Source organism: Secundilactobacillus muriivasis, assembly GCF_054785195.1.
This window is the reverse complement of record NZ_BAABMI010000006.1, coordinates 43,305-67,190: the sequence shown is the minus strand read 5'-3', so window position 1 is coordinate 67,190 and position 23,886 is coordinate 43,305. Positions and strand designations below refer to the sequence as shown.

General features: G+C 47.0%; 20 protein-coding genes. 12 read left to right on the top strand and 8 right to left on the bottom strand.

Annotated features, from left to right (window positions below; translation table 11 throughout):
• Positions 1-223: 223 nt before the first annotated feature.
• Both ACYVR3_RS01220 and ACYVR3_RS01215 read left to right on the top strand, forming a co-directional pair.
• Positions 224-913 carry a M57 family metalloprotease gene (locus ACYVR3_RS01220; RefSeq protein WP_082624507.1) on the top strand — a complete coding sequence of 230 codons (690 nt, stop codon included), beginning with the start codon at positions 224-226 and terminating at the stop codon, positions 911-913.
• 12 nt (positions 914-925) lie between these two features.
• The gene (locus ACYVR3_RS01215; protein ID WP_461242788.1) at positions 926-1,654 is read left to right on the top strand and encodes an ion channel; all 729 of its coding nucleotides are present in this window, start codon (positions 926-928) and stop codon (positions 1,652-1,654) included.
• Between the two features lie 840 nt (positions 1,655-2,494).
• Here the strand turns inward: ACYVR3_RS01215 and ACYVR3_RS01210 are convergent.
• The 3 genes from ACYVR3_RS01210 to ACYVR3_RS01200 form a co-directional block, all read right to left on the bottom strand.
• A complete protein-coding gene (locus tag ACYVR3_RS01210) occupies positions 2,495-3,865 on the bottom strand; it encodes a sugar porter family MFS transporter (protein WP_461242787.1) in 1,371 nt (456 codons plus the stop codon).
• A 459-nt stretch (positions 3,866-4,324) separates the two neighbouring features.
• Complete coding sequence (locus ACYVR3_RS01205) at positions 4,325-4,729, bottom strand: aggregation-promoting factor C-terminal-like domain-containing protein (RefSeq protein WP_054735829.1); 405 nt, start codon at positions 4,727-4,729, stop codon at positions 4,325-4,327.
• A gap of 418 nt (positions 4,730-5,147) precedes the next feature.
• Positions 5,148-5,555: an organic hydroperoxide resistance protein gene (locus ACYVR3_RS01200; protein ID WP_461242786.1), complete on the bottom strand. Its 408-nt coding sequence runs from the start codon at positions 5,553-5,555 to the stop codon at positions 5,148-5,150.
• 386 nt (positions 5,556-5,941) lie between these two features.
• Here ACYVR3_RS01200 and ACYVR3_RS01195 point away from each other — a divergent pair, with 386 nt between their 5' ends.
• Genes ACYVR3_RS01195 through ACYVR3_RS01180 form a run of 4 tightly spaced genes read left to right on the top strand, consistent with a single transcriptional unit; the run spans position 5,942 to position 9,335 of the window.
• A complete protein-coding gene (locus tag ACYVR3_RS01195) occupies positions 5,942-7,105 on the top strand; it encodes a betaine/proline/choline family ABC transporter ATP-binding protein (RefSeq protein ID WP_057152337.1) in 1,164 nt (387 codons plus the stop codon).
• Positions 7,102-7,731 carry an ABC transporter permease gene (locus tag ACYVR3_RS01190; RefSeq protein ID WP_054735833.1) on the top strand — a complete coding sequence of 210 codons (630 nt, stop codon included), beginning with the start codon at positions 7,102-7,104 and terminating at the stop codon, positions 7,729-7,731. The genes ACYVR3_RS01195 and ACYVR3_RS01190 overlap by 4 nt, the downstream gene beginning before the upstream one ends.
• A 12-nt stretch (positions 7,732-7,743) precedes the next feature.
• Entirely contained in the window at positions 7,744-8,676 is a 933-nt protein-coding gene (locus ACYVR3_RS01185; protein WP_057152333.1) for an osmoprotectant ABC transporter substrate-binding protein, read from the top strand.
• Entirely contained in the window at positions 8,676-9,335 is a 660-nt protein-coding gene (locus tag ACYVR3_RS01180; RefSeq protein ID WP_461242785.1) for an ABC transporter permease, read from the top strand. The genes ACYVR3_RS01185 and ACYVR3_RS01180 overlap by 1 nt, the downstream gene beginning before the upstream one ends.
• A gap of 72 nt (positions 9,336-9,407) precedes the next feature.
• Here ACYVR3_RS01180 and ACYVR3_RS01175 read toward each other — a convergent pair whose 3' ends face one another.
• Positions 9,408-9,731, bottom strand: a complete 324-nt coding sequence (locus ACYVR3_RS01175; RefSeq protein ID WP_461242784.1) for a thiamine-binding protein — start codon at positions 9,729-9,731, stop codon at positions 9,408-9,410.
• Positions 9,732-10,364: 633 nt separating this feature from the next.
• Here ACYVR3_RS01175 and ACYVR3_RS01170 point away from each other — a divergent pair.
• The 3 genes from ACYVR3_RS01170 (at position 10,365) to ACYVR3_RS01160 (ending at position 13,194) form a co-directional block, all read left to right on the top strand.
• Positions 10,365-11,645: an O-acetylhomoserine aminocarboxypropyltransferase/cysteine synthase family protein gene (locus ACYVR3_RS01170; RefSeq protein WP_461242783.1), complete on the top strand. Its 1,281-nt coding sequence runs from the start codon at positions 10,365-10,367 to the stop codon at positions 11,643-11,645.
• 642 nt (positions 11,646-12,287) lie between these two features.
• On the top strand, positions 12,288-12,581 hold the full coding sequence (locus ACYVR3_RS01165) for an autorepressor SdpR family transcription factor (RefSeq protein ID WP_461242782.1): 294 nt from the start codon (positions 12,288-12,290) through the stop codon (positions 12,579-12,581).
• Positions 12,559-13,194: a DUF1648 domain-containing protein gene (locus ACYVR3_RS01160; protein ID WP_461242781.1), complete on the top strand. Its 636-nt coding sequence runs from the start codon at positions 12,559-12,561 to the stop codon at positions 13,192-13,194. The genes ACYVR3_RS01165 and ACYVR3_RS01160 overlap by 23 nt, the downstream gene beginning before the upstream one ends.
• A gap of 179 nt (positions 13,195-13,373) precedes the next feature.
• On the opposite strand, the gene greA is transcribed toward ACYVR3_RS01160, so the two are convergent.
• The 4 genes from greA to ACYVR3_RS01140 all read right to left on the bottom strand — a co-directional run bounded on the left by greA (position 13,374) and on the right by ACYVR3_RS01140 (position 17,123).
• Complete coding sequence (greA, locus tag ACYVR3_RS01155) at positions 13,374-13,841, bottom strand: transcription elongation factor GreA (RefSeq protein ID WP_054735855.1); 468 nt, start codon at positions 13,839-13,841, stop codon at positions 13,374-13,376.
• A gap of 23 nt (positions 13,842-13,864) precedes the next feature.
• A complete protein-coding gene (locus ACYVR3_RS01150; protein WP_461242780.1) occupies positions 13,865-14,419 on the bottom strand; it encodes a cysteine hydrolase family protein in 555 nt (184 codons plus the stop codon).
• Positions 14,420-14,471: 52 nt separating this feature from the next.
• Positions 14,472-15,590, bottom strand: coding sequence for an aminotransferase (locus tag ACYVR3_RS01145; RefSeq protein ID WP_461242779.1), 1,119 nt, complete (start codon positions 15,588-15,590; stop codon positions 14,472-14,474).
• A 339-nt stretch (positions 15,591-15,929) separates the two neighbouring features.
• Positions 15,930-17,123, bottom strand: a complete 1,194-nt coding sequence (locus ACYVR3_RS01140; RefSeq protein WP_461242778.1) for an MFS transporter — start codon at positions 17,121-17,123, stop codon at positions 15,930-15,932.
• A gap of 840 nt (positions 17,124-17,963) precedes the next feature.
• Between ACYVR3_RS01140 and ACYVR3_RS01135 the strand changes: the two genes are divergently transcribed.
• From ACYVR3_RS01135 to xylA, 3 genes are all read left to right on the top strand, one after another.
• A complete protein-coding gene (locus tag ACYVR3_RS01135; RefSeq protein WP_461242777.1) occupies positions 17,964-19,151 on the top strand; it encodes an ROK family transcriptional regulator in 1,188 nt (395 codons plus the stop codon).
• Between the two features lie 288 nt (positions 19,152-19,439).
• Entirely contained in the window at positions 19,440-21,293 is a 1,854-nt protein-coding gene (locus ACYVR3_RS01130; RefSeq protein WP_461242776.1) for a GGDEF domain-containing protein, read from the top strand.
• An 872-nt stretch (positions 21,294-22,165) separates the two neighbouring features.
• Entirely contained in the window at positions 22,166-23,512 is a 1,347-nt protein-coding gene (gene xylA / locus ACYVR3_RS01125; RefSeq protein WP_057152325.1) for a xylose isomerase, read from the top strand.
• Positions 23,513-23,886: the final 374 nt, after the last annotated feature.

Sequence of the window (23,886 nt, the reverse complement as noted above, 5' to 3'; positions counted from 1 at the left end):
TTCCTGTTTTATTGCACTTATATGGCCGGGCCCTGCGTTTTTTGGCGTATTAAACACTGCACTAGAGAATCGCATTCGGCCAAACCTCACTCTAGACTCACCCAAAACCAAAAAATTCCCTAAAATCCCATCATAACAATTGACCTCACCCCAAAAAATCAGTAGTGTAGTAGCGATAAGAAAACGCGCCGAACCACCATGGCACGCTAGAGGAGGCGCACGGATGCGCAAACGAACGTGGTTAACTTGGGCGGTTGCCCTATTGGTTCTGGCATTTGTGCCACTAACAATCGATGGCAAACCAGCGCCAGTTAACTTTAAAACTGAATTAACGAAATTAGCCGACCGGTATTTACCAAACTACGATGCACAACAATCGACGAGCAGCACGCAGAAGCGAGAAACGTCGTCGGCAGATCAAACGCCAATTGAAAATATTGTACAGGGAAAAACGTTGAAGAAGACGTACTACTACCACTTTGCTAGCGATGTTTCATCGTCTGCTCAGGTAGCGTTTGAAGCCGCAGTTGCGACGTATAACGCTACTGGACTTGTGAAGTTGGTGGCGGGGAACGCTACGGATAAACAAAATTCAATTACCTTCTTTGTTTACGAAAAGCAGATGAGTAGCGCTAACACCCAGCAGGGGATGATCGAGTCTGGTCACGGTGGCCCTAAAATCATTCAACAAACCGGCTGGGGCGCCTACACGGTCAACCATGCCAGAGCGGGGCTGAACGTGGCCTATCCACAACAGGCCATCAAGCAGTCGGTGGCAACTCACGAACTGGGACACGCACTGGGATTGGACCATAGCACGAGTAAGTTATCAGTTATGTATCCAGTCGATCAGAGCAGAACGACCCTGTCGACGGCGGATCTAAATGCACTCAAAGCCATCTACAATGATTAGTGGGGCGGTAAAATGATACAAACAAAACGGGTGATTGGCTATCAAATTTTGATCACGATTCTAGTCTTAGCGTCGTCAGTTTTAGCGGTGCTATTACTGTGCCACGTACCAGTGGGGCCAATTGGTCACGCCATCAACACGGGACTATGGCTGTTTTTCGTCGCCGACTACTTCATTCGATGGGCAATCGCCAAGAACCGAAAGTGGTTTTTAATTGAAAATGCGTTTGATTTGCTGGGGATTATCCCCATGCACCCAGCATTTGCGCTCTTTCGGTTAGGCCGACTGGTGCAGTATATTCGGGCCCATCACTTGTTCTGGCATCTTGGACTGTCGGGAAAGTGGACGAAGAATTTTCACCGGTTCGTCTATGACACCGGGTTTATTTACCTGTTTACCATCAGTGTCGGCATTATCTGCATTAGTGCCTGGCTGTTCTCAATCGTCGAACACCAAACGCTATCTCAGTCAATGTGGTGGGCGGTCACAACGGCCACCACGGTTGGTTACGGTGACGATTCACCGAAAACGGCTTGGGGCAAAATGATTGCGACTGCCTTGATGTTAGGCGGCGTTGGCTTTATTGGGTTACTGACGAGTACGATCACCGAATTCTTCACTGATCGAACCGGTGCTGCGGACGAACAGCAACAGCAGCATGATGCGTTGATGAAACAGCTGGCGCAGCTGACTAGCGAGGTTGATCGATTGTCGAAGCAGGTTGATAAGCTAAAGAAGTAGCGGGTTACGCTTGTGTCCAACGTAAGTGTACGGAGTTTGTGAAATTTGGCTTCGTTTGCGCGTTAATCATGGGTTACATTGTGGAAGGATGCCGCGGGAGGCTCCGGCGCTATGCGAGGCTGGAACGCAGTGGCGGGCCTACGAGCTAGGAACGGAAGAAGACCACTTCCGTGCCGGATCTCTCCGGACCCGCGTATGACTAAAGCACTCGCAGCCCGAACCCCACGGACTACGACTGCTTAAGTCATACCGACACTGCTGAGCCTCGCGCGCCTCCGCCTCCCGCTACATGGTGCGCTGTCGGTAACCAGAACTGCTGACTGTTACATTCTGAAGTCGACGAAAGTGCGTAATATCAACGTCAGATGATACCTCAATAACTGCGGAAACAATTGTGGTTAATGTTCAGCAACCGCAATGAATCAACGATTGTGCGATGTGAAAACGTATCAGTTGTATGTTACGTTGCCGTTAAACGTATTTTGAGCTGCTCTACAATAGTGCCAAATTGCGCCAATGTAAGATTTCGGTAAGCGGCTAGGTGGATGCTGTGTCGCGATGATTGGTGGTTGTTGGTGTTCTTCCGACAACCGCCAATCATCGGGGACGAATTCAAGACTCGCGTGGGTTTTGGCGAGGCTTGAATTCGAGGACTGAGACCGCCCTTCGGCTCAGACCGGCCCCACAGCTGGAACCTAGCCGCTTACCGGAATCGACAGTTCAAGCAAATTACCGCACTTCACAAACGACAGCAAAAAAAACGCCTCCTAAACATAACCGTTGAGGAGGCGTTTTGGCAATGTAGAAAAGCGATATTAAGAGAGAATCAGGAACGCTAGATTAATGTGAGGTAACGGCGTTTTCCGCTTCGTTGTCTTTTTCACGAAGGGTAGCTTCGATTTCTTCCAATGACCGGTTCCGAGTTTCGAAGACGAACTTGTGAACGAACCAGATGGAGACGAAACATAAAACCCCATACCCGATGAACAAACTACCAGTACCGAAGAAGTCAAGTAATGATGGGAAAGTAAGGGAAACAACCATGTTAGCTGCCCAGTTGATAACTGAAGCAAATGAGTTCCCTAACCCACGAATGTTAAGTGGGAAGACTTCACCAATCATGACCCACATAACGGGGCCCCAAGTAGCAGAGAAGAAGGCGATGTAAATCGTCAAGGCGATAACACTGATGATAGCGGCAACGTGTGACCCACCGGAGAACTTCATCCCAAAACTCATGACGAAGAGGGAAATACCCATCCCGATGGCCCCGCCAATCAACATCTTGGTCCGGTCGATCTTATCCATGATGGCAACGGCAATTGCGGTGACAATCACGTTGAAGATCCCAATCCCAATGTGGGCAAGTAAGGCTGCGGAAACCCCGAAACCAACGTCGGTAAAGATGGTTGGTGCGTAGTAGAGGACGGTGTTGCATCCCATGACTTGTTGGAAAATAGCTAAGCCAATCCCAATGATCAATGAAGGACGAACGAACTTGCTAAAGAGTTCGCTCCAGCCACCACTCTTAATGTTAGCTTGTTGCTTGATTTGAGCTAATTCAGCATCAACGGCTTCTTTATTGTCATTGTTCATGTTCATCAAAACGGCGTTGGCTTCATCAGTCCGGCCGGATTTGACTAAGAAACGAGGACTTTCTGGGAGAATCAAGCCACCGAAGAAGAGGATTGCGGCTGGAATAGCGGCGAACCCTAACATCCAACGCCAGCCAGTGTACATACCAGAGAAGCTGTAATTGGTGATGTAGGCGACCAAGATCCCGGTCATAACCATCAGCTGGAACAAACTTGAAACGGTCCCACGCTTATCGGCAGGTGCTAATTCAGCCAAGTAAGTTGGAATCAAAGCGGAAGCAGCCCCAACGGCCATCCCTAAGATGATCCGTGAAACGATCAAGGTCCAGAATTCTGGTGAGAACGCCGATCCAATGGCCCCAACGAAGAAAATAATAGCAGAAAGCAAAAGTAGTTTTCGACGACCATACTTATCAGAAGATGGTCCAATAATGGCAGCCCCTAAAACGGCCCCCAACAAGACGGCACTAACGACCCAACCTTGTTGCCATGAGCCCAAGTGAAGTTGTTTTTGAATAAACAGGATGGCGCCAGAGATAACCCCGGTATCATAACCGAAAAGCAACCCACCAAGGGCGCCGAAGAAGTAAATAAAACCAGTCGACACTTTTCGCATAAAACGAATCCCCTTTGTAGTGTATTTTTAAGGTGCTAATAACAAGCTGCATGTAACAGTTGTAACTAAGTTGGTACATTGGAACAACCAACGTGGGTTAGTATAACGCTTATTTTTGAAAAAAGAAAGCGATTTCCAAAGAAAATAGTTACCGCTTACAAAGTGATGGTGGCCGAAATAGCCGGCATTACGGTGAAAAGGGTCGCTTAAGGTAGTTGAAAAAACTTTTCAGCACTAAAAAAATTTGTGAAAGTAAGCACAGACGCAACCATAGTTTTAAATTATCGTTCGATTAATTCTGAAAATGATTGAGAATCGACGTCTTCGAATCAATTTAGAGAGGGGCAACAAAAAGCACCGCGATATTATTAATCGCGGTGCTACTATCAGTTACGAGGGGAACTTGTGGTACAAGACCACCTATGTAAGTAAGGGTGCGCCAGCGCGTCAGCCCTCAGTTTAGTACCAGTGGTGTGCTTGCCAGAAACGCTTAGCGTTCGTCCAAGTGCCATAACGGCCGGCAACGTAGGCGTTAGCGACCTTTTCCTGGTTCACGGCTGAGTAGTTGCCATGGAGGTATGAACGTAATAATTGGTAACGGCCGTAACAGTTACCGTTACGAGCAGTGTAGCTGTAACGAGATTCGCGGTAGGCAATCCAGTTCTTAGCAGCCTTTTGGGTCTTGGAAAGACCGGCGTTGATCGTAGCGATTTGTTTCTTTTGGCTAGCGGTCAAAGTTGCGGCGTGGGCCGTAGTAGTTTCGGATTGTGGTGCGACGTGGGAAGTGGCGTTAGATGCCATTCCAAAGCCGAAGCCGATCATTAATAGAAAGAATGTTGCAATTTTTAAGTGTAGTTTTGACATATTTTTTATAATCCCCTTGTTGTTCACTGACTACTAGGATACCTGACGAATGTTTCAATTGTGTTAATAGCGAGTTACTATGCAATTAAATAGTTGTCACGAGTTGTCTAGAAAATTGGGGGATTTTTTAACAAATTTTAACTTTTAGCGGTCGTTAAAGCGGGCTATACCGCGCCTGAACGGCCTATTTAACAAAAATTACAGCGGTAGTGGTGGTTGGAAAAGTTGGCAGAAGATAATCGGGTTGATTAGCTGACTTCAATTGTTTCAATTAGAATCGTTCAAAATAGTTAAACGCCAAATCTACTGTCGGTCATGATTAGACAACCGAAACAATTGAATAAAAAACGCATCCCCGAGTATCACAGCTTGGTATTCGGGGATGCGTTTATTTAAGATAATCGAGTGTTACGCGATACTATTCAACGTTCAAAGTCACTTCAATATTGCCACGAGTTGCCTTGGAATAAGGACAGATCTGGTTAGCTTGATCAAGGTAGGTTAATAGATCCGCTTCCGCAACACCATCAACGTGCGCAAAGAGGTCAACGCCGATGTGGAAGTCGGGACCATCGCCTTCTTGATAGAGGGCGACCTTGGCGCGAACCGTACTTTCAGCAGTAACGCCAGCTTGTTGCAATGCAATCTCTAGTGCACCGTTAAAGCAGGATGCGTAACCGGCCGCAAAGAGTTGTTCGGGGTTAGTGGTATCCTTATCAACGCCAGGAGTGCCGATTTTAAAGTCCCACTTCTTATCGTTGGACCAAACTTCACCGGCTCGACCACCAGTGTTCGTCATCGTTGTTGTATAGAGTTTTTTTGCCATTAAGGTCGCCTCATTTCTCAATAGATTAAGTTGTGTACAATTGAATTGTAACCGATTACAATATGATTGTAAAGAAAAATGCTAAAATAAGTGTGGCACGGCCGGGTTACAAAAAAGTGAAAATCGGCTGAGCTCAAGTCACTAGACCAGTTAGTCAACGCTTTTTTAATGGTAAGTTGTCGTGCCCGGAATGCCCGCATTAGTCGGTAATTTGCTTGTTGATAACCAATTCAGAATGGCAATTAGCAAAAACTTAGAGGATTCTTAATTTTTGCGTGACGGAAAATAGTACGTTACAATTGAATTATACAGTTCTTTTTAGACGTCTGTACAGCAAAGTGAACAACGAGAGGATGGGAGTAATGCAAGAATCGACGTTTTTAACAATGTCACACCTCAATAAAACGTACAGCGGTGGCAAGGTCGCCGTTGACGATTTTAATTTGGAAATTCAAAAAGGGGAGTTCGTGTGCTTTATCGGAACTTCTGGGTCGGGAAAAACGACCACCATGCGAATGATCAACCGGATGCTGCAACAAACGTCTGGGACGATCAAGTTGAACGGTAAGGATATCAGTGAAATGGATCCCGTCCAACTGCGGCGTAAAATCGGCTACGTGATTCAAAATATCGGGCTGATGCCACACATGACGATTCGCCAAAACATCACCATCGTGCCACGCTTATTGAAGTGGTCACAAGAAAAGATGGACGAACGGGCCAAGGAAATGATCAAGCTCGTTGAATTACCTGAAGAGTTTTTAGACCGGTACCCGTCAGAACTATCTGGTGGGCAACAGCAACGAATCGGCGTAGTCCGGGCGTTAGCTGCGGATCAAGATTTGATCCTGATGGACGAACCCTACGGTGCTTTGGACCCGATTACGCGGGAATCACTACAGGATTTGATCAAAGACCTGCAGATGCGGCTTGGTAAAACCGTGGTCTTCGTGACCCACGATATGGACGAAGCGTTGACGTTAGCGACTCGTATCGTGGTTATGGATGCCGGCAAGATCATTCAAATTGCGACACCGGATGAAATTTTGCGGCATCCAGCCAATGAATTTGTCGAGAACTTGATTGGGAAAGATCGCTTGATCCAAGCGCGGCCAAGTATCACAACCGTTGGCCAAGTCATGTTGAAGAACGTGGCGTCGATCACGCCTGACAAGTTATTGAAGGAAGCCCTCAAGATGATGCATGACCGGCGAGTCGATTCACTGCTGGTCACTGATGAAGGCGGCAGTCTCAAGGGCTACCTCGACATCGAAGATATTGACTACAACTTCAAAACGGCGACTAGTGTGGGTGACGTCATGCATAGTGACGTGTTCTACGTGTCGTCTGACTCGCTGATTCGAGATACCGTTGAACGGATTTTGAAACGGGGCTTTAAAAACGTACCAGTGGTCGATCGAGATAAGCACTTGGTCGGGATCGTGACCCGGGCGGCCTTGGTTGATATCGTGTACGACGCCCTCTGGGGTGAGGATGATAAAGCTGATGAGAGTGAGGTTGCCCAAGCGCAAGGTGGTGAGGCCAAATGATGCACTTTTTTGCAACCTATGGCTGGCAATTAGTTGGAAAAACCTGGCAACACCTGTACATTTCAGCCATTGCATTAGGCTTAGGGATCATCGTGGCCGTGCCGCTGGGCGTTTTGCTTACGCGGACTAAAAAAGTGGCTAACGTGGTGGTTTCGATTGCCAGTATGCTGCAAACGATTCCTGCGCTGGCGCTGTTAGCGTTCATGATTCCGATTTTCGGGATCGGGGCCTTACCAGCCATTGTCGCCCTGTTTATCTATTCATTACTGCCCATTTTACGAAATACCTACCTGGGCATGGACGACGTTGACCCAACCTTGAAGGATGCCGCTAAGGGCATGGGGATGACCAGTTGGCAGTCGATCTTTAAGGTTGAATTACCACTGGCCGCACCCGTGATCATGTCCGGCGTGCGGTTATCAGCCACCTACGTCATTGCGTGGGCGGCGTTGGCATCCTATATTGGGGCCGGCGGATTAGGGGATTTTATCTTCAACGGGTTAAACCTCTACCGGACGGACTTAATTTTAGGTGGGTCAATTCCAGTGATCCTTTTGGCGCTGATTGTTGACTGGTTATTAGGCAAGCTGGAAACAGCGTTGACGCCGAAAACCACTCAGGCGTAAGGGGGGCTGAACATGACAAAATTTAAACGGTGGTGCGTTACGGCAGCACTGGCATTGGTGAGTGTTATCGGGTTAGCCGGTTGCGGTTTTCCGGGACTATCAGGCTCTTCAAGCGATACGGTGCGAATTGCATCGCAAAACACGACGGAACAACAAATCATGGCGTATATGCTACAGGATATGATTGAGCATGATTCGAATTTGCACACCACGATTATCAACAATTTGGGTTCCGGGACGGTTAGTTTCAACGCGTTGAAGAACAACCAAGCTGATATTTCGTCAATTCGCTTCGTTGGGACCGATTTGACGACCATTATGGGTAAAAAAGCCGATCGGAATCAAAAGCGAGCGGAAAAGACGGTGCGTGAAGGCTTTAAGAAGGACTATCACATGACGTATTTCCCATCATACGGGTTTGCTGACACCTACGTGTTCATGGTGACGCAGCAGACTGCTAAGAAATACGGTCTGAATAACGTCAGTGACATGAAGAAGGTCGCCGGTAACATGTCCGTTGGGATCGACCAGATTTGGTTGAACCGAAAGGGCGATGGCTACGATGGCTTCCAGAAGGCTTACGGATACAAATTTGGCGAAGTTCACCCGATGCAAATTGGGTTAGTTTACGATGCGGTAGCGGCCAACAAGATGGACGCTGTTCTCGGGTACTCGACCGATGGCCGGATCAACAGCTATGATTTGAAACTGCTGAAGGATGATAAGCACTTCTTCCCACCATACGATGCGAGTGCGGTGGCGACGGATGCGATTTTGAAGAAGCACCCGCAATTAAAACCAATTATCTCGAAATTAAACGGCAAGATCAGTTTGAAGACGATGCAAGAACTGAACTACAAGGTGGATAACAACCTCGAGGAACCAGAAGTGGTGGCCAAACAGTTCTTGGAACAACACAACTACTTTGAAGGGAGTGCTGACTAATGGCCCACATGAACCTCTTTGAACAGCTAATGTACTACTACCAACATAACGGCTTGTACGTACTGTCACAGTTTAGCCGGCACTTCTTGATTTCAGTGTATGGTGTGCTGTTGGCAGCCATTGTGGGGATTCCGATTGGAATCTTCATTGCCCACCACAGCAAGCTGAGCGGGACCGTGATCGGAATTGCCAACGTGATTCAAACTATCCCATCACTGGCGATGTTGTCGATCATTATGATTGGCCTAGGTTTAGGCGTGAACACCGTGATTGTAACGGTGTTCCTGTACGCGCTGTTGCCGATTATTAAAAATACCGACACAGGCATGCGCAACGTTGACCCCAGCATCCTTGATTCAGGTAAGGGAATGGGGATGACGCGCCTGCAGTTACTTAGATTAGTGGAAATCCCACTATCGCTGTCCGTTATCATGGCGGGTCTCCGGAACGCCTTAGTCTTGGCGATTGGAATCACCGCTATCGGGACCTTCGTTGGCGCTGGTGGCCTTGGGGATATCATTATCCGTGGGACTAACGCGACTAACGGGAGTGCCATCATTCTCGCCGGTGCGTTGCCAACGGCGTTGATGGCGATTATCTTGGACGTGGTCTTGGCTTGGGTTGAGAAGCGAGTGGATCCAGCTAAGGGTGCGAACTAATTAGAATTAGACGATAAAAAAGTCATCGATGATTTTTAGATCATCGGTGACTTTTTTGGTTTGTAGGTTAGTTTATGATTGCTGTTGTTGTTCGTTATGTGCGCGGTATTTACCTAATTTCTCATCGGTCGTTAAGATGTGTTCTTCTGGCGCATATGATAATTTGATGTAGCTGCTGATCTTTGGCGCGCCGCTTTCAGTAACTTGCGTTTGGATCCGGTGAAGTAGTTTGATCAAATCATCTAAGTCGCCTTCAACCGTTGTTTCAAACGCACCAACTTCGTATGAAAGTCCGCTGGCATCGATTTCCGCGATTGCGACATCCACTAATCGGAGTAGCTCCTTGGTTGAGTCTGCTTCAGGTAGAACTTGAATTGCCATTGCTGCATTTGCCATGTGAATCGCTCCCCTGCTTTTTTGTTGATTATAGCACGAAAGGTTATTTGGGAGATAGTTGCGTCACGTGTTATGGCTGAAGTGAATGATTAATTTGAACCGAAAATGAATTATTTCTAAGAAAGCGGATCCGTTGGTAACCCAAATTTGCAATTAATACACCAAATTTAAAAAAAGTTCAAAAAAATTAAAAAGCTCATAAATGCCGAATTATCAGCACTTTAGGCCTGCCAAATAACATCAATTTTACTCAAATTACAAAACACCTGTTGACAGACCCCCGAATTATGATTATATTAAATGGCAATTAGATTATGAAATTCGGATGGGAATAGTACCTGAGGATGACATCACACAGCGACCTGTAGATAGTGCGAGGCAGGAGATCGTCGAATCGGAGAATGAGCCCAGATTGAAGGTTAGCTGTTCACGCAACTGACCCGCAAGGATGCGTTACGATCCCAGACATCAACAGGTGTCGTTGAGGCAAGTCATGCGAATGATTTGCAAAGATGGGTGGTAACACGAAGCGTTCGTCCCATACTAGCTTATATGCTGGTATGGGGCGAACGCTTTTTTCGATTTCTAACCTAAAAACTAAATGATGATTTTAAATTAAAGGAGATCTTTATTATGACTGAAAACAACGAATTACATTTTGAAACGAAACAAGTCCATGCGGGTCAAGTTGTCGATGAAACTGGTTCACGGGCAGTGCCAATTTACCAAACGACTTCATACGTCTTCAAGGACGCCGCTCAAGCTGCTGGCCGGTTTGCTTTGACGGATGCTGGTAACATTTACACCCGTTTGACGAACCCAACTACCGATGTTTTGGAAAAGCGGGTTGCCGCTCTTGAAAACGGGACTGCCGGCGTTGCTTTAGCAACCGGTGCCGCTGCCGTTACTGCCGCTGTTCAAAACGTCGCCAATGCCGGTGACAACATCGTGGCTGCCAGCACCCTTTACGGTGGGACTTACGACTTATTCAGCGTTACCTTACCAAAGTTAGGCATTACCACGACGTTCGTTGATCCAGACGACCCTGAAAACTTCGCCAAGGCCATCGACGAAAACACCAAGGCCCTTTACATCGAAACCATTGGGAACCCTGGTATTAACATCATTGACATCGAAGCCGTTGCTAAGATTGCCCATGATAACGGCATTATCTTAATTGCTGATAACACCTTTGGCACCCCATACTTGATTCAACCACTTGATCACGGTGTTGACGTGGTTGTCCACTCAGCAACGAAGTTCATCGGCGGTCACGGGACCTCAATGGGTGGCGTCATCGTTGAAAACGGCAAGTTCGATTACGCCGCTTCTGGCAAATACCCAGACTTTACCACACCAGATGCTACTTACAACGGCATCGTTTGGAACGACATTAACCCAGCTGCCTTTACCACAAAGGTTCGGGCCCAAACATTACGTGATACTGGTGCTGCTATCAGCCCATTCAACTCATTCTTGTTGATTCAAGGTCTTGAATCATTATCACTGCGGGTTGAACGCCACGTGGCGAACACCCAAAAGATCACTGAATTCTTGAACAACCATCCAAAGGTGGCCTGGGTCAACTACCCATCATTGAAGGACAGCAAGTACCATGATTTAGCTGCTAAGTACTTCCCAAAGGGCACTGGTTCAATCTTCACTTTAGGCTTAAAGGGCGGCGAAAAAGCTGGCAAGCAATTGACTGAAAAGACGGAATTGTTCTCACTGTTGGCCAACGTTGGTGATGCTAAGTCATTGATCATTCACCCAGCATCAACGACTCACGCCCAATTGAACGACGAACAATTGAAGGAAACTGGCATTACTCCAGATTTGATCCGGATCTCAGTTGGGATTGAAAATGCTGATGATTTGATTGCTGATTTGAGTCAAGCGTTGGATCAAATCTAGAGTGCGGAGAGAAGCGGTTAAAGGGCGGCGTGTAAGGCGACTCGGGTGAAAGCCGGGGTTTGGGCTTTTACCCGAGTCGCCTTACACATAGCCCTTTGCTTCTCGGAGCACGTTTCGGCGCGGTTGCCAGAACGAACTACCGTAACCAATCTCACAAATGGACTGTTAAGCGGAAAGCCTAATCCAAGTGGCGCCGAAATCAAAGTAGTAGCCATGCACGTCGCAGGTACCACTCAGGGTAACGCAACGTGTCGTATAAACTAGTAATTAAGCACCACCCAAGTCAACACAACAAGGACCAACCAGTCTCCCAACGGCCTGTTATCCAAGTTCTGATCCACCAGTCCCCACGTCCACCAACCCTAGGCACTGACCTTGACTAGGCTTGATCGATGTGACGACCGTTAATGAAGTGCAACTTTCTCGAACTAAAGTCTCAACATAAGAAGTAACTCCTAAAATAGATAGTGAATTCATCCGAAGTAAAACGCGTGTCCTGATATGGGCGCGCGTTTTATTTTTTGGACTAATTGAGAACTACGATAAAACTATTTAGAAAAATATCTAAATAGTTCGACCACCATTCAGCAAACATGCTATAATCTATTTAGAAAGATATCTAAATAGATTGGCGGTGAGCACATGGCAATGAGTCAAACGTTAAAGGCGATTGTGGATCCAGTTCGGCGACAAATTTTGGAACTATTGAAAACCAAACAGTATTCGGCTGGTGAAATCGCTGATCAGTTTGAGCTGACGAACGCAACGGTTTCGTATCATTTAAAATTGCTGAAAAAAGCGAATCTAATCTCTGAACATAAACAGAAAAACTACATTTATTACGAACTAAACGCCAGTGTGTTTGAAGAGGTACTGACGTGGATCTACGGACTAGGGATCGGGGGCGATCAGGATGATGACCAAAAGAAACGTTAGGGTGTTGATAATCAGTAGTATCGTCATTTTGTTACCAATCATTTATGGTGTCATGAATTATGCACAGTTGCCGGCTGATATGGTGACGCACTGGGGTGTGAATAATCAACCGAATGGGTGGATGCCAAAGGCGTGGGCGGTCTATGGCCTACCATTCTTAATGCTGGCCTTACAGTGGTTTATTGTGATCATCTTACGAATCAGTGCTAAGAAAACGGGTGGTGCGCCACGATTGGAACGACTTGTTCAGTGGCTAATTCCAGTATTAACGGTGGTGCTGTACATCACAACGATTCGGGCAAATTTAGGGTTTGGCGTTGATATTCGGCGGATCGCAGTTGGCCTAGTAGGTGCTATGTTTGTGCTAATGGGCAACTATTTACCCACGGTACCGGCTAACGGCCAAACGTGGGGATACCATCCAACAACGAAGTTAAAGCCTGAATTACAGGCTAGGGTGAACCGGAAAATGGGTCAGGCAATGGTCATTAGTGGCTTGCTGTGCTTGTTGAGTTTGTTCTTTTCAGAAGTCGTGTCATGGCTGGCAGTGGCAATCGCAATCGTTAGTGTGATTGGCGTCTCAATTTACGGCTTACGATTACCGCGACGTTAAGCATAGTAGTTGTGCACAAGTTGTGGATAAACTGTGGATAAGTATGTTGATAACTCATAATATTTTGTGGATAACGTGTGGATAAGCTGTGTAAAAAAATGAATATCATCGTTTAAGGCCAAAAAATGGCTTCGAAGATCCCAACAAGGGACTTCGAAGCCATTTTTATTGATGATTGATTAAAGGGTGACCCGCAGTAGTTTAACCGCATAACTCCCATTCGGCGAACTAATCGTCACCACATCATTCACGGTGTGGTTCAACAGTGCCTTGCCCATCGGCGAAGCAATGGAGATCTTATTATCGGCAATGTCTGCTTCAGGCGTTCCCACGATAGCGAAGGTTTCCTCCGAACCATCGTCTTGAAAGGCCAACGTCACCGTTTTGCCGATTTCAACCACGGCATTGTCGTTAGGTTCGATGATTTTCGCGTAACGGAGTTGTTTGTCGAGAAAGCGCAAGCGGCTCTCCAAGTGACGGAGATCCCGTTTCGCTGCACTATAATCGGCATTTTCCGATAAATCACCCAGCGCTCGTGCGGCGACTAACGCAGCGATTTTTGTTGGGCGATCCTGCTTTAACGCCTCAATTTCAGCTTCAATTTTTTGGTAGCCCTGCTTGGTTACCGGGTTAAAATCTGGTTGCATACCCTCAGTTCTTTCCACAAATATTAAACGACTTGCGCGCCTAGCACGTGCTCAAAGTGGCCAAGTGCCCACTCCTGTCCGGCTGGCGTTAATGCGGCAACGGCGTCTTGATGAACGATGACGTTATAGTTCAGGTTATACGCATCAACGGCGGTGTGTAACACACAGATGTCGGTGCAAACCCCAACCAAGTGGAGCGTATCAATATGCCGTTCGCGTAACCGAAGATCTAAGTCGGTCCCGGCAAATGCACTGTAACGCGTTTTGTCATACATGTAAACCTGCGCATCATCTTGGTGTTGCGCGAACCATGGCTTTAACTGACCATAGAATTCCCGGCCCCACGTATTGCGCACGTTGTGGGGTGGGAACAATTTACTTTCTGGATGATAGGGATCGTTTGGCGTGTGCACGTCGGTTGGCAAGATCACCCAGCTGCCATTAGCTGCGAATTGATCGGCCAACGTAATGATCGATGATTCAAGTGCCTGTCCGGCCGCGCCGCAAGTTAGGGCGCCATCGTCGTGAACAAAATCGTTTGTATAATCAATAATTAAGAGTGCTTCGTTTGCTGCCATGTTCGAAAACCTCCAAAAGATTAGGATTCTTCGAACGGGGTGTCAAGACGGGTCAGTCAAACTGACGTAAAAATTTAGATAACCTGTCAAGACCGGTTCGAAGAGTTGTCTCATCAGTACAATACCCTAACCGAACGTGTCCTGGCAAGTCAAAACGCTCGCCGGGAATCAAGAGGACGCCAGTTTCCTTTAGTAGGCGTAAACAGAATGGTTCCGTTGCTTCCGGAATATCCAGTTTTGGACAGGAGGTTGAGACCGCTTGGGGTAGGACGCAAGACACCCGGGGTTCATTGGCAATCCAGTCTTTGAGAATCGCTAAATTGTTCATGACCAACGCTCGGTTACGGGCAAAAATCTGGTCACGGTGCTGCAGAATATAAACAGCTAGTCGGTCGTTAAACACGCCGCCGCAAATCATCGTGTAGTCGCGGTATTTCCGGAACAAATCGCTCACTTCGTCGTTGGCTACCGTCCAGCCGATGCGGACACCGGGGAACGAGTAACTCTTCGAGAGGGAGTTGGTGGCAATGCCGCGGTCGTACAGGTCCACGATCGAGGTGAATTTTTGGGGGTCATCCAATGGTAAATACACTTCGTCCACTAAGACGTAAGCGCCCACCGTTTTCGCAACTTCGACAACTTGTGATAAGAAGTCGCGGTCTAAGAGGGTCCCGGTGGGGTTATTGGCGTTGTTGAGGCAAATCAGTTTGGTGTTCGGCCGAATCATCGCTTTGAGCTCGTTAATGTCGGGGTACCAGTTATCAGCTTCGTGAATCCGCCACAGGTCAACGTCGGCGCCCAAAGAGCGGGGAATATCGAAGAGTTGTTGGTAGGAAGGATATTCACTGATCACGTGGTCACCGGGTTCGACTAATGAGAAGAGGGCGAGGTAGTTAGCGCCAGTGGCACCGTTGGTTTGTAGCACCTGAGAAGGTTTGACGTTCGCATAGTGGCTGCTGACCAGTTCTTTAAATTCAGGTGAGCCTTCGATCCAACCGTAGTTCATCTTGGTATCGTTAAGTTGTTTCGCAAATGTGTCCGGTGCGTCACCGGTTAATTTTAAGAGGTCACTAATGGTCATCGAACTGATCGTACTTTGGGAAATATCGTAAGTTGCCGAGTTTTCCCACTGATTCAACCAGGCTTCGATGCCGAATTCAGCTATTTGCATGAGAGGCTCCTTTGTCGTTAATAAGTTGGCTATATTGTATCAAAAATTAGGGTGAAAGGGGAATGCGGATGATTGTTGACAATAAATAGGCGGTTGAGAGTGGGCCAAAACTCGTTTAGGTTCCAGAATATAAGAGAACGAACCCGTGGATTCCTGATTTTGGAATCTACGGGTTCGTTCTCTTATATGGCCGGGACCTGAGTTTTGGCGCACGTTTAGACTAGATATCAGTCTTGAAATTTAATAACATTTTTACCTCATTATTAAGTTAAGAAAGTAGTTCGATACTTGCCAACATGGACTTTTTTCCCAGCCCCAACCGCTTGATGAAACTAACGATCAAAGTGATTCGTGAGAAGTGACCTTAATTGGTTTGCGCGCATTTAAGCGGTTCAACCAAATGACTAACACCATAGCCACTGCGATATAAACCGCACCGCCCCAGCCAATCCACTTCAAGCCGAGGTGCGTCACCACGAGGGCACCGGTAGCTGATCCTAGTGAGATACCGAAGTTAAAGAAAATCGAATTTAGCGATGAGGCTAACACGATTGACTGTGGATAATCTTGTTCGGCCACCATCAAGAAGTGGAGCTGAATTGGGGAGTTGAGCAGGTACATGGTGATGCCGAGGCAAAATACCACGGCAAGCGCAACCCACTGTAATCCGGTTACCAGTGGCAGAATAAACAGTAAAATTGCTTCGATCGCGTAAACCTTTGGCATGAGTTTTAAGCTCCCATGTTGTGCGATTTGGCCACTCAATTGATTGCTGACGATAGCGGTTAGGCCGTAAATAAACAGCAGCAAACTCAATGACTGGGTGGAGAAATGTAGCAGCGTCGTTAAGGTTGGCCGCAGGTAGGTATAGAAAACGTAAATCCCGCCGGAACCAAAAAACGGCAAGGTGATGGCAACCAGAATTCGGTGGTCCTTCAACAGGGAAAGTTGATCTCGCAAATTACCGGTTTCCTGATCCATCTTGTGTGGCAAGCTAAAGTACGCCAAGGCCAACGTCAGGAGACTAACAACGGTGATAGCCCAAAATGAATCGCGCCAAGTAAACGTGGTGCTGATCCAGGTCCCAATCGGCACCCCGAAAACGGAGGCGATACTAAAACCGGAAAAGACCCAGGCAATCAGCCATGGTCGCTTGTCCAACGGCGCGATTTGGTTGGCAATCGTAATAGTGAGCGAAATAATGACTCCGGCCACTAGTGCGGTGAGAATCCGTGAAACAGTCAGCCAGAAGAAGGAGCTGGCTAAGCCACTGAAGGTATTGCTCAGGATGAAAATGACCATGAGAACCATCAGCGATTTAAAGTATGAATAGCGGCCCACAAATAGGGTGATGAATGGGGTTGAAATCGCGTAAACGAGGGCGAACACGGTGACCAGATAACCAACACTGGCCACGGGGACGTTGAACTGATGCCCCACGTCGTTGAGAATCCCCACGATAATGAATTCGTTACAGCCTAAGATAAAGGCGATCGCAACGAGGATGATAGCGCGAAATTTAAATGCGTGCATGGTAACTTCCTTTCAGCGAAAGCCAACGATATAACGGTAAGTTGGGGATTTTATAAAGCGCTTTCGCAGAGTTAACTTTAGGATATACTATGGCGAGGATTTGGGGAACCGGTTTCGAGAAATTTTTTTAAATTTAGCGTTGCGGGTGATTAGCGTTACTTCATTAATTGATTTGGGAAAATGGACCAATTAAAGTTGATAATTGAAAAAGCCCGTTGAGTCTAGGCCAATCGGTAGTGTACAATAAAACAAGTAATTACATAGTAATTATTTTAGAGTAGGGTGAGTTAACCGGTATTGTATGCTGTGTTTTAACTCATGGTTATTGAAAAATTATTTAGGTTTGGTGGGTTAATTTAGCCTAGCCGAAACGTGCTACGCAGGGCAGGGAGCTGCACGTAAGCTACTCGTACCACAAGCCCCCAAACCCGGGGTTTCTGGCACGAGTAACTTACGCTCCGCTTTCTAACCGCCTTACTTCGCACTCTACTACGGAACCGTTGATATTAAACGGCGGGTTAATGTTACCTAGCCGAAACGCGCTCCGAGAAGCAGAGAGCTGCACGTAAGCCACTCGCACCACAAGCCCCCAAACCCGGGGCTTCTGGCACGAGTAGCTTACGCTCCGCTCTCTAACCGCTTCTCTCCGCGCTCTATTACGGAACCGTTGATTAAACGGCGGGTTAATGTTACCTAGCCGAAACGTGCTACGCAGGGCAGGGAGCTGCGTGTAAGGCACTTCCCCCACAAACCCCAAAACCCGGGGTTTCTGGTGAAGGTGCCTTACACACTACTCCCTAACCGCCCTGCTCCGCACTCTACTACAAGGAGGTGTTCCCCATGGGAAACGCAATTCGAAATCGGATGCAGTTGCATCAGCAAAATATTCAGTCAGTCCTCGCTCAGGTTTTTAACCATCAACCAATCTCACGAATCGAAATCTCTCGGAACTTGGCATTGAATAAGTCCACGGTTTCCTCCCTGTATAACGATTTGAAGGAACAAGGGGTCGTTGAAGAACTTGGTGAAGGGGCTGCGTCGACAGTTGGTGGGCGGAAACCCGTATTGATCGCCATCAACCGGCGTTACGGCTACACCATGAACTTTGACTTTGGATACCGCCACTTACACGTCATGCAAAATAATCTGTCAGGCGACGTTTTGACCTATACGCAGGTCGACGTTAAGGACCTGACCATCGATGAAATCGTGCCATTGATCGACGAGCAGCTCCAAAAAGCAAGCGGCGATGATCGCACGAGTCACGGTCTATTGGGCATCAGTTTCGCCATTCACGGGACGGTGGACAGCAACAAGATCACCTATTCACCATTCTTGAAGATGGGCTCGATCGATTTAGCCCGGTATTTTGGCACCAAATACAGTGTGCCGGTGCTACTTGAAAACGAAGCTAACTTGGCCGCCGTTTACGAACGGGACTTTAACCACGGTCAATCATTAAATAACTCGGTCACCATCAGCATTCACCGTGGGATCGGGGCCGGGTTGATCATCAATAAGCAACTCTACCGCGGGGCTCACGGGGAGGCTGGTGAAATTGGCCGCTCACTTCAAATCGGTGGCTTAGCGGATGAAACGCCTAAGAAAACTGAAGATTTTTGTTCAGAAGATGCCATCATTGGCCAGATTAGTGAAGCCAAGGATAACATACCATTGGATCGTCACGGCGTCGTTGAATTGTTCAACGCTGGTGATGAGGTGACGAAGCAAGCGTTGAAGTCCTTTGTGGATAACGTTGCGCGAATCATCATTAACACGACGAACAGTTACGATCCGGACGCTGTGTTCTTGAACTCGCCACTGATTGAAACGTTACCTCAGTTGCTCCCAGACATTGAACTGGCTTACCAACGGATGGTAACCTCGGCAAGTGTGCCGATTGAGGTGACAAAAAACTCCCACTACGCAACGTTATTGGGCGGTTGTGCGCTTGTCACGCGGCAGGTGTTGGAGATGGATGAATTTGAGTTGCGATTTGGTGGCGTGAACGTGGCGCCAAGTGCTTAAGTTTAGTTGCTAAGGGATTTAAATTAGAAATCAAATCGTCCCCCATGTTGATGTGAATTGACGTGGGGGATTTTGCTGTTTGTAAGCGGTCAAAAAATGGCAAAAAGTGTCGGTTGAGCCACATCATATTACAGACATATTACTCTAATATTAGTTTCTGTTAACGTTTCCACAAAATGAGAAAATTGTATGGATTTCCCCTTTTAACCCCTTGGAAATTGACCTATAATCAATCTAATTAGGCATTTTATATGGGGTTCAACACCCTGAAGGAGGGTGATTGAACAGATGCGTATGATGGTCATGAACTTACACTTGTTAAGTTTACCGATGTTTATTACACAGTTGATTATTGCCAGCATCTTTATGTCAGGTTTTGTGTCACTTTATCAAGAATTAGGACAGTTTCTTGGGGGACAAAAGGCGAATTGGGCGCGAATTGGAAGTCGAGTCCTACTGATGATTTTTTCGTTAGGCATTGGGTCACTGTTCCACTTTATGGGCTACTACGTTTACTACAATTCCATGATGTTTCATAATATGGGCTTATTCATTTTGGTGTTCACCATGTTCGATACAGATTTGAAAATATGGGAATATCTCATTCGAACCGTTGCGCTGGTTGGGGTGTGGTCAATGCACCACATGGGGCATTTTGATCGACCGCAGTTTGCGATTTCGCTGATTCTTTTAGGCATTGCGCTGATTGCACTTCAACGCTATGGCAAACAGTTTCGGTATAATTTATGGCTCAACGGTGGCCTAACCGTTTACATCTCAATTGCGTTTTGGTTGTTACTACCACGAGTTTCTGCGGGGATGCAGGTTAGCACGGCAATCTGTATGCAGGCCATTTTGATGTTTATCCTGATGGACGTGGCCGCCTCGAATTACTGGCTGCATCGGCACCGGGTCGGGGTTGAAACCGGGAAGATGGCGCAACTGGTTAATTACGATTCGCTGACCAATGCGAAAACCTATGCCCTGTATCAGCACGAAATTACAACCCTGTTTAACGATGCTAAGCAACGCAACGAACCACTAACGTTGGTGGCACTGGATGTGGATCATTTTAAACAAATTAACGATTACTACGGGCATTTAGCCGGCAATGATGTCCTAGTCGGCGTTGCGCAAACCTTAGAACACGTGTTGGAAAAATACGGTTACAACCGCTACGTTTACCGGACGGGTGGTGAGGAATTTAACATCGTTTTCGCCGATAAACAACCGGGCGATGTTATGTCGATTATTGAGGAATGCTGGCATGCTGTTCAAAAGTCGCATTACTCATACGAAGCGTACGATATCAACGTCACGATTTCAATGGGCGTGACCGCGATGACGGATCAAGATACTTCGGTGGAAGACATCTACCGGCGTGCGGATGATAACTTGTATCAAAGTAAACGCAATGGGCGCAATACTGTTACCATTGACGGTGAAACTCGGGATCGTAACCACCGGGATGCCATTTTGTCGACTTACGTGTTCTGTCCGCAAAGTGTGATGAAAGTAACAGCGGATGGGGAAGCGACTCCGGTGTCAAACGAATTGTTGTTGCGAAACTATAGCTATGAACATCGGCGGTGGGTCGTTCCTGAGCATTTTCAGGTATCGGTTAAGACTCAAATCGATTTAATGACGCAATTGTTGGACTATAAGCATTGTTTCTCAATTTCAATGAATTTGGACGAAACGCAGTTTATCGATCCAGCAACACCAAAGGCCTTGGCCGCGTTTAGAAAGGCGCAACCAACGCTTGACTATATGGTGGTTGAAATGGAAGAATGGCCATCACTGACGGATTTGAAATCGGTGTTGGCCGAGTATCAACAAGCGGACATTAAGTTAGTGATTGACGACGTGGCGCTTAACACGAACCTAGAGGAACTCGACTACCTCTTGCCGTACGTTGATGGCTTGAAGTTCACGATGACGGCCAATGATGTGGCGCAGGATCGAGAGCGGCTGCAAACCCGCTTAGTTTACTGGGCAAGAATCGCAAAGCAGTATGACTTGTTGTTTGCTGTAAAGGGTGTCGAAAATCAAGAAGAAGTTGATTGGCTTCAAGAACATCAGGTTACGACTTACATGCAGGGGTACTACTTTGATCGACCGGTGTTGCCGAGAGTAGAGTAGAGTGCGGAGCAAAACGGTTTGAGAGTGGAGTATAAGGGCGCCCAAGCAAGACTGGCCGGGTTTTGGCCAGTCTTGCTTGGGCGCCCTTATATGCAACTCTCAGTTTTGCGGAGCACATTTCGGCGCAGGCTAATTAAAGCGGTTATAGTTAGCAAACTTCAAAATGTTACCGATCATTGCCAACTAAAGCCTAAAAGGCGCCAAAAACAAAGTAATAGCAATGAGCGTCGCCAGAAACTCTTTGTGTCAGGGCCGGGCTGTGGCCAGTCTTGCTTGGGCGCCCTTACATGTTAACTCCCTGTCTTTTGGAACTCGTTTCGGCGCAGGCTAATCAAAACAGTAACGTCAACAAACTCCAAAATGTTATCGATCATTGCCAACTAAAGCCTAAAAGGCGCCGAAAACAAAGTAATAGCAATGAACGTCGCCAGAAACTCTCGATAGCAAGAGCGAGCCTTTGGCCAGTCTTGCTTGGACGTTTTTATACGCAAGCCTCAGTTTTGCAGAGCTTGTTACGCTCAAGTCCCAAACCACAACCAGACGTTCCAGAAAAGTCTATTCCAAATCCAAGCCGAAATGACAAGATGCACACCGGTCCGTACCGCAAAAACAATCCAATTCTTATCTAAAATAGTTAAATCGTAACCACGAATTTAACCAATCTAATTCACTGCACTAAAACTTTTAGTAAAGTGAATTTTTTTATTGTTCGTAAAAGTCCCTTAACACCAACGGTTTCAACGTTTCACCACTATTTTTTTGGCCAAAAGGGGTTGCAATCTTTGATGTAAGCGCTATACTAAGTCTTGTGAGTTGGTTGTATGAACAAACTAATTAAAAGTAATCTTTAAAACTATGAGGAGGCTTTTTAAATGTCTGAAGATTTATGGGATATGAAAGACATTAAGTATGTTGGCAACAAAGATTTAGGATCAGGTGCAGAATTCCACTACTACAACCCTGATGAAGTAATCGGCGGCAAGAAGATGCGCGATTGGCTTCGTTTCTCAGTTGCATACTGGCACACATTTGACCAACGTTTGGTCGACCCATTCGGTGATGGTACTGCTATTCGCCCATACGATAAGTACAGTGACCCAATGGACAGCGCTTTAGCTAAGGTTGATTACGCATTTGAATTCTACCGTAAGTTAGGCGTTGACTTCCTTTGCTTCCATGATCGTGACTTAGCGCCCGAAGGTGACACATTACGTGAAACCAACGCTAACTTGGACAAGATCGTTGACAAGATCGTGGACTACCAAAAGACTTCTGGCATGAAGGTACTCTGGAACACTTCGAACATGTTCACTAACCCTCGTTTCGTTGCCGGTGCTGGTACTTCACCATACGCTGACATCTTTGCTTACTCAGCTGCTCAATTGAAGCATAGTCTTGAAATTGGGAAGCGCGTCGGTTCTGAAAACTATGTCTTCTGGGGCGGCCGTGAAGGTTACGAATCACTCTGGAACACAAACATGAAGTTAGAACAAGAACACGCTGCTAAGTTGTTCCACATGGCTAAGGATTACGCCAACGAAATTGGCTTCGATGCCCAAATGTTGCTCGAACCAAAGCCAAAGGAACCAACGACTCACCAATACGACTTTGATGCCGCAACCACGATTGCCTTCATGAAGGAATACGGGTTGGACAAAGACTTCAAGTTGAACTTGGAAGGTAACCATGCTAACTTAGCAGGTCACACTTACCAACACGAAATCCGTGTTGCTCGTGAAGCCGGCTTACTTGGTTCATTGGATGCTAACCAAGGTGACAAGTTGATTGGCTGGGATATTGATGAATATCCTTCAAACTTGTACGAAACTACTGCAGCAATGTGGGAAGTCGTTCAAGCTGGTGGAATCGGCCCTCGCGGTGGTTTGAACTTCGATGCTAAGCCTCGTCGTTCATCATTCGAACCAAACGACTTGTTCTACGGCCACATCGTTGGGATGGACAGCTTTGCTGCCGGCCTACGGGTTGCCATGAAGATGAAGGAAGATGGCGTCTTAGACGACTTAGTTGCTAAGCGTTACAGCTCATACAAGTCAGGTGTCGGTGCTGAAATCGAAAGCGGCAAGGCAACGTTCCAAAGCCTTGAAGCCTACTCACTTGATAAGACTCAAGCAGACCTCCGTGCCGCAACGCACTCAGATCACTTGGAACAAGTCAAGGATACGATCAACCACTACATCGTTGATACTTTGAGCAAATAATCTAAGTTAATTAATAATGAATGGTTAAATACTGGAAGCAGCTGGTAGACCCCATAGTCTGCGGGCTGCTTTTTGTTAAGAGTGTGGAAGAAAGCGATTAGACTGCGGCGTGCAGGGTGACTCAGGCAATGGGGCCTGGGTTTTAGGCCCTATTGCCTGAGTCACCCTGCACATAGCAGTCTGCTTTCTGGAACACGTTTCGGCGCAGTAGTCTGAGAAAGGTGTCAGCGAAGCCTCTCACAAGTGAGTCAACATACTACTGACACTTAAAAGCTAACAAGCGCCGAAATAAATGTAACAGCAATGCTCGTCGCCCATAACACGCTGTAAATAGGCAACAGCAGGCTATGGATGACCAATAATTGTGTCAGCTA

Excerpts from the sequence above, each read along its gene's own strand:
- ACYVR3_RS01135 (WP_461242777.1), top strand. The coding sequence starts at position 17,964 with ATGGGAAACGCAATTCGAAATCGGATGCAGTTGCATCAGCAAAATATT.
- ACYVR3_RS01150 (WP_461242780.1), bottom strand. The coding sequence starts at position 14,419 with ATGGCAGCAAACGAAGCACTCTTAATTATTGATTATACAAACGATTTT.
- ACYVR3_RS01190 (WP_054735833.1), top strand. The coding sequence starts at position 7,102 with ATGATGCACTTTTTTGCAACCTATGGCTGGCAATTAGTTGGAAAAACC.
- ACYVR3_RS01165 (WP_461242782.1), top strand. The coding sequence starts at position 12,288 with ATGGCAATGAGTCAAACGTTAAAGGCGATTGTGGATCCAGTTCGGCGA.
- ACYVR3_RS01175 (WP_461242784.1), bottom strand. The coding sequence starts at position 9,731 with ATGGCAAATGCAGCAATGGCAATTCAAGTTCTACCTGAAGCAGACTCA.
- ACYVR3_RS01180 (WP_461242785.1), top strand. The coding sequence starts at position 8,676 with ATGGCCCACATGAACCTCTTTGAACAGCTAATGTACTACTACCAACAT.
- ACYVR3_RS01170 (WP_461242783.1), top strand. The coding sequence starts at position 10,365 with ATGACTGAAAACAACGAATTACATTTTGAAACGAAACAAGTCCATGCG.
- ACYVR3_RS01220 (WP_082624507.1), top strand. The coding sequence starts at position 224 with ATGCGCAAACGAACGTGGTTAACTTGGGCGGTTGCCCTATTGGTTCTG.
- ACYVR3_RS01210 (WP_461242787.1), bottom strand. The coding sequence starts at position 3,865 with ATGCGAAAAGTGTCGACTGGTTTTATTTACTTCTTCGGCGCCCTTGGT.
- ACYVR3_RS01130 (WP_461242776.1), top strand. The coding sequence starts at position 19,440 with ATGCGTATGATGGTCATGAACTTACACTTGTTAAGTTTACCGATGTTT.
- ACYVR3_RS01200 (WP_461242786.1), bottom strand. The coding sequence starts at position 5,555 with ATGGCAAAAAAACTCTATACAACAACGATGACGAACACTGGTGGTCGA.
- ACYVR3_RS01160 (WP_461242781.1), top strand. The coding sequence starts at position 12,559 with ATGATGACCAAAAGAAACGTTAGGGTGTTGATAATCAGTAGTATCGTC.
- ACYVR3_RS01140 (WP_461242778.1), bottom strand. The coding sequence starts at position 17,123 with ATGCACGCATTTAAATTTCGCGCTATCATCCTCGTTGCGATCGCCTTT.
- ACYVR3_RS01215 (WP_461242788.1), top strand. The coding sequence starts at position 926 with ATGATACAAACAAAACGGGTGATTGGCTATCAAATTTTGATCACGATT.
- greA (WP_054735855.1), bottom strand. The coding sequence starts at position 13,841 with ATGCAACCAGATTTTAACCCGGTAACCAAGCAGGGCTACCAAAAAATT.
- ACYVR3_RS01185 (WP_057152333.1), top strand. The coding sequence starts at position 7,744 with ATGACAAAATTTAAACGGTGGTGCGTTACGGCAGCACTGGCATTGGTG.
- ACYVR3_RS01145 (WP_461242779.1), bottom strand. The coding sequence starts at position 15,590 with ATGCAAATAGCTGAATTCGGCATCGAAGCCTGGTTGAATCAGTGGGAA.
- xylA (WP_057152325.1), top strand. The coding sequence starts at position 22,166 with ATGTCTGAAGATTTATGGGATATGAAAGACATTAAGTATGTTGGCAAC.
- ACYVR3_RS01205 (WP_054735829.1), bottom strand. The coding sequence starts at position 4,729 with ATGTCAAAACTACACTTAAAAATTGCAACATTCTTTCTATTAATGATC.
- ACYVR3_RS01195 (WP_057152337.1), top strand. The coding sequence starts at position 5,942 with ATGTCACACCTCAATAAAACGTACAGCGGTGGCAAGGTCGCCGTTGAC.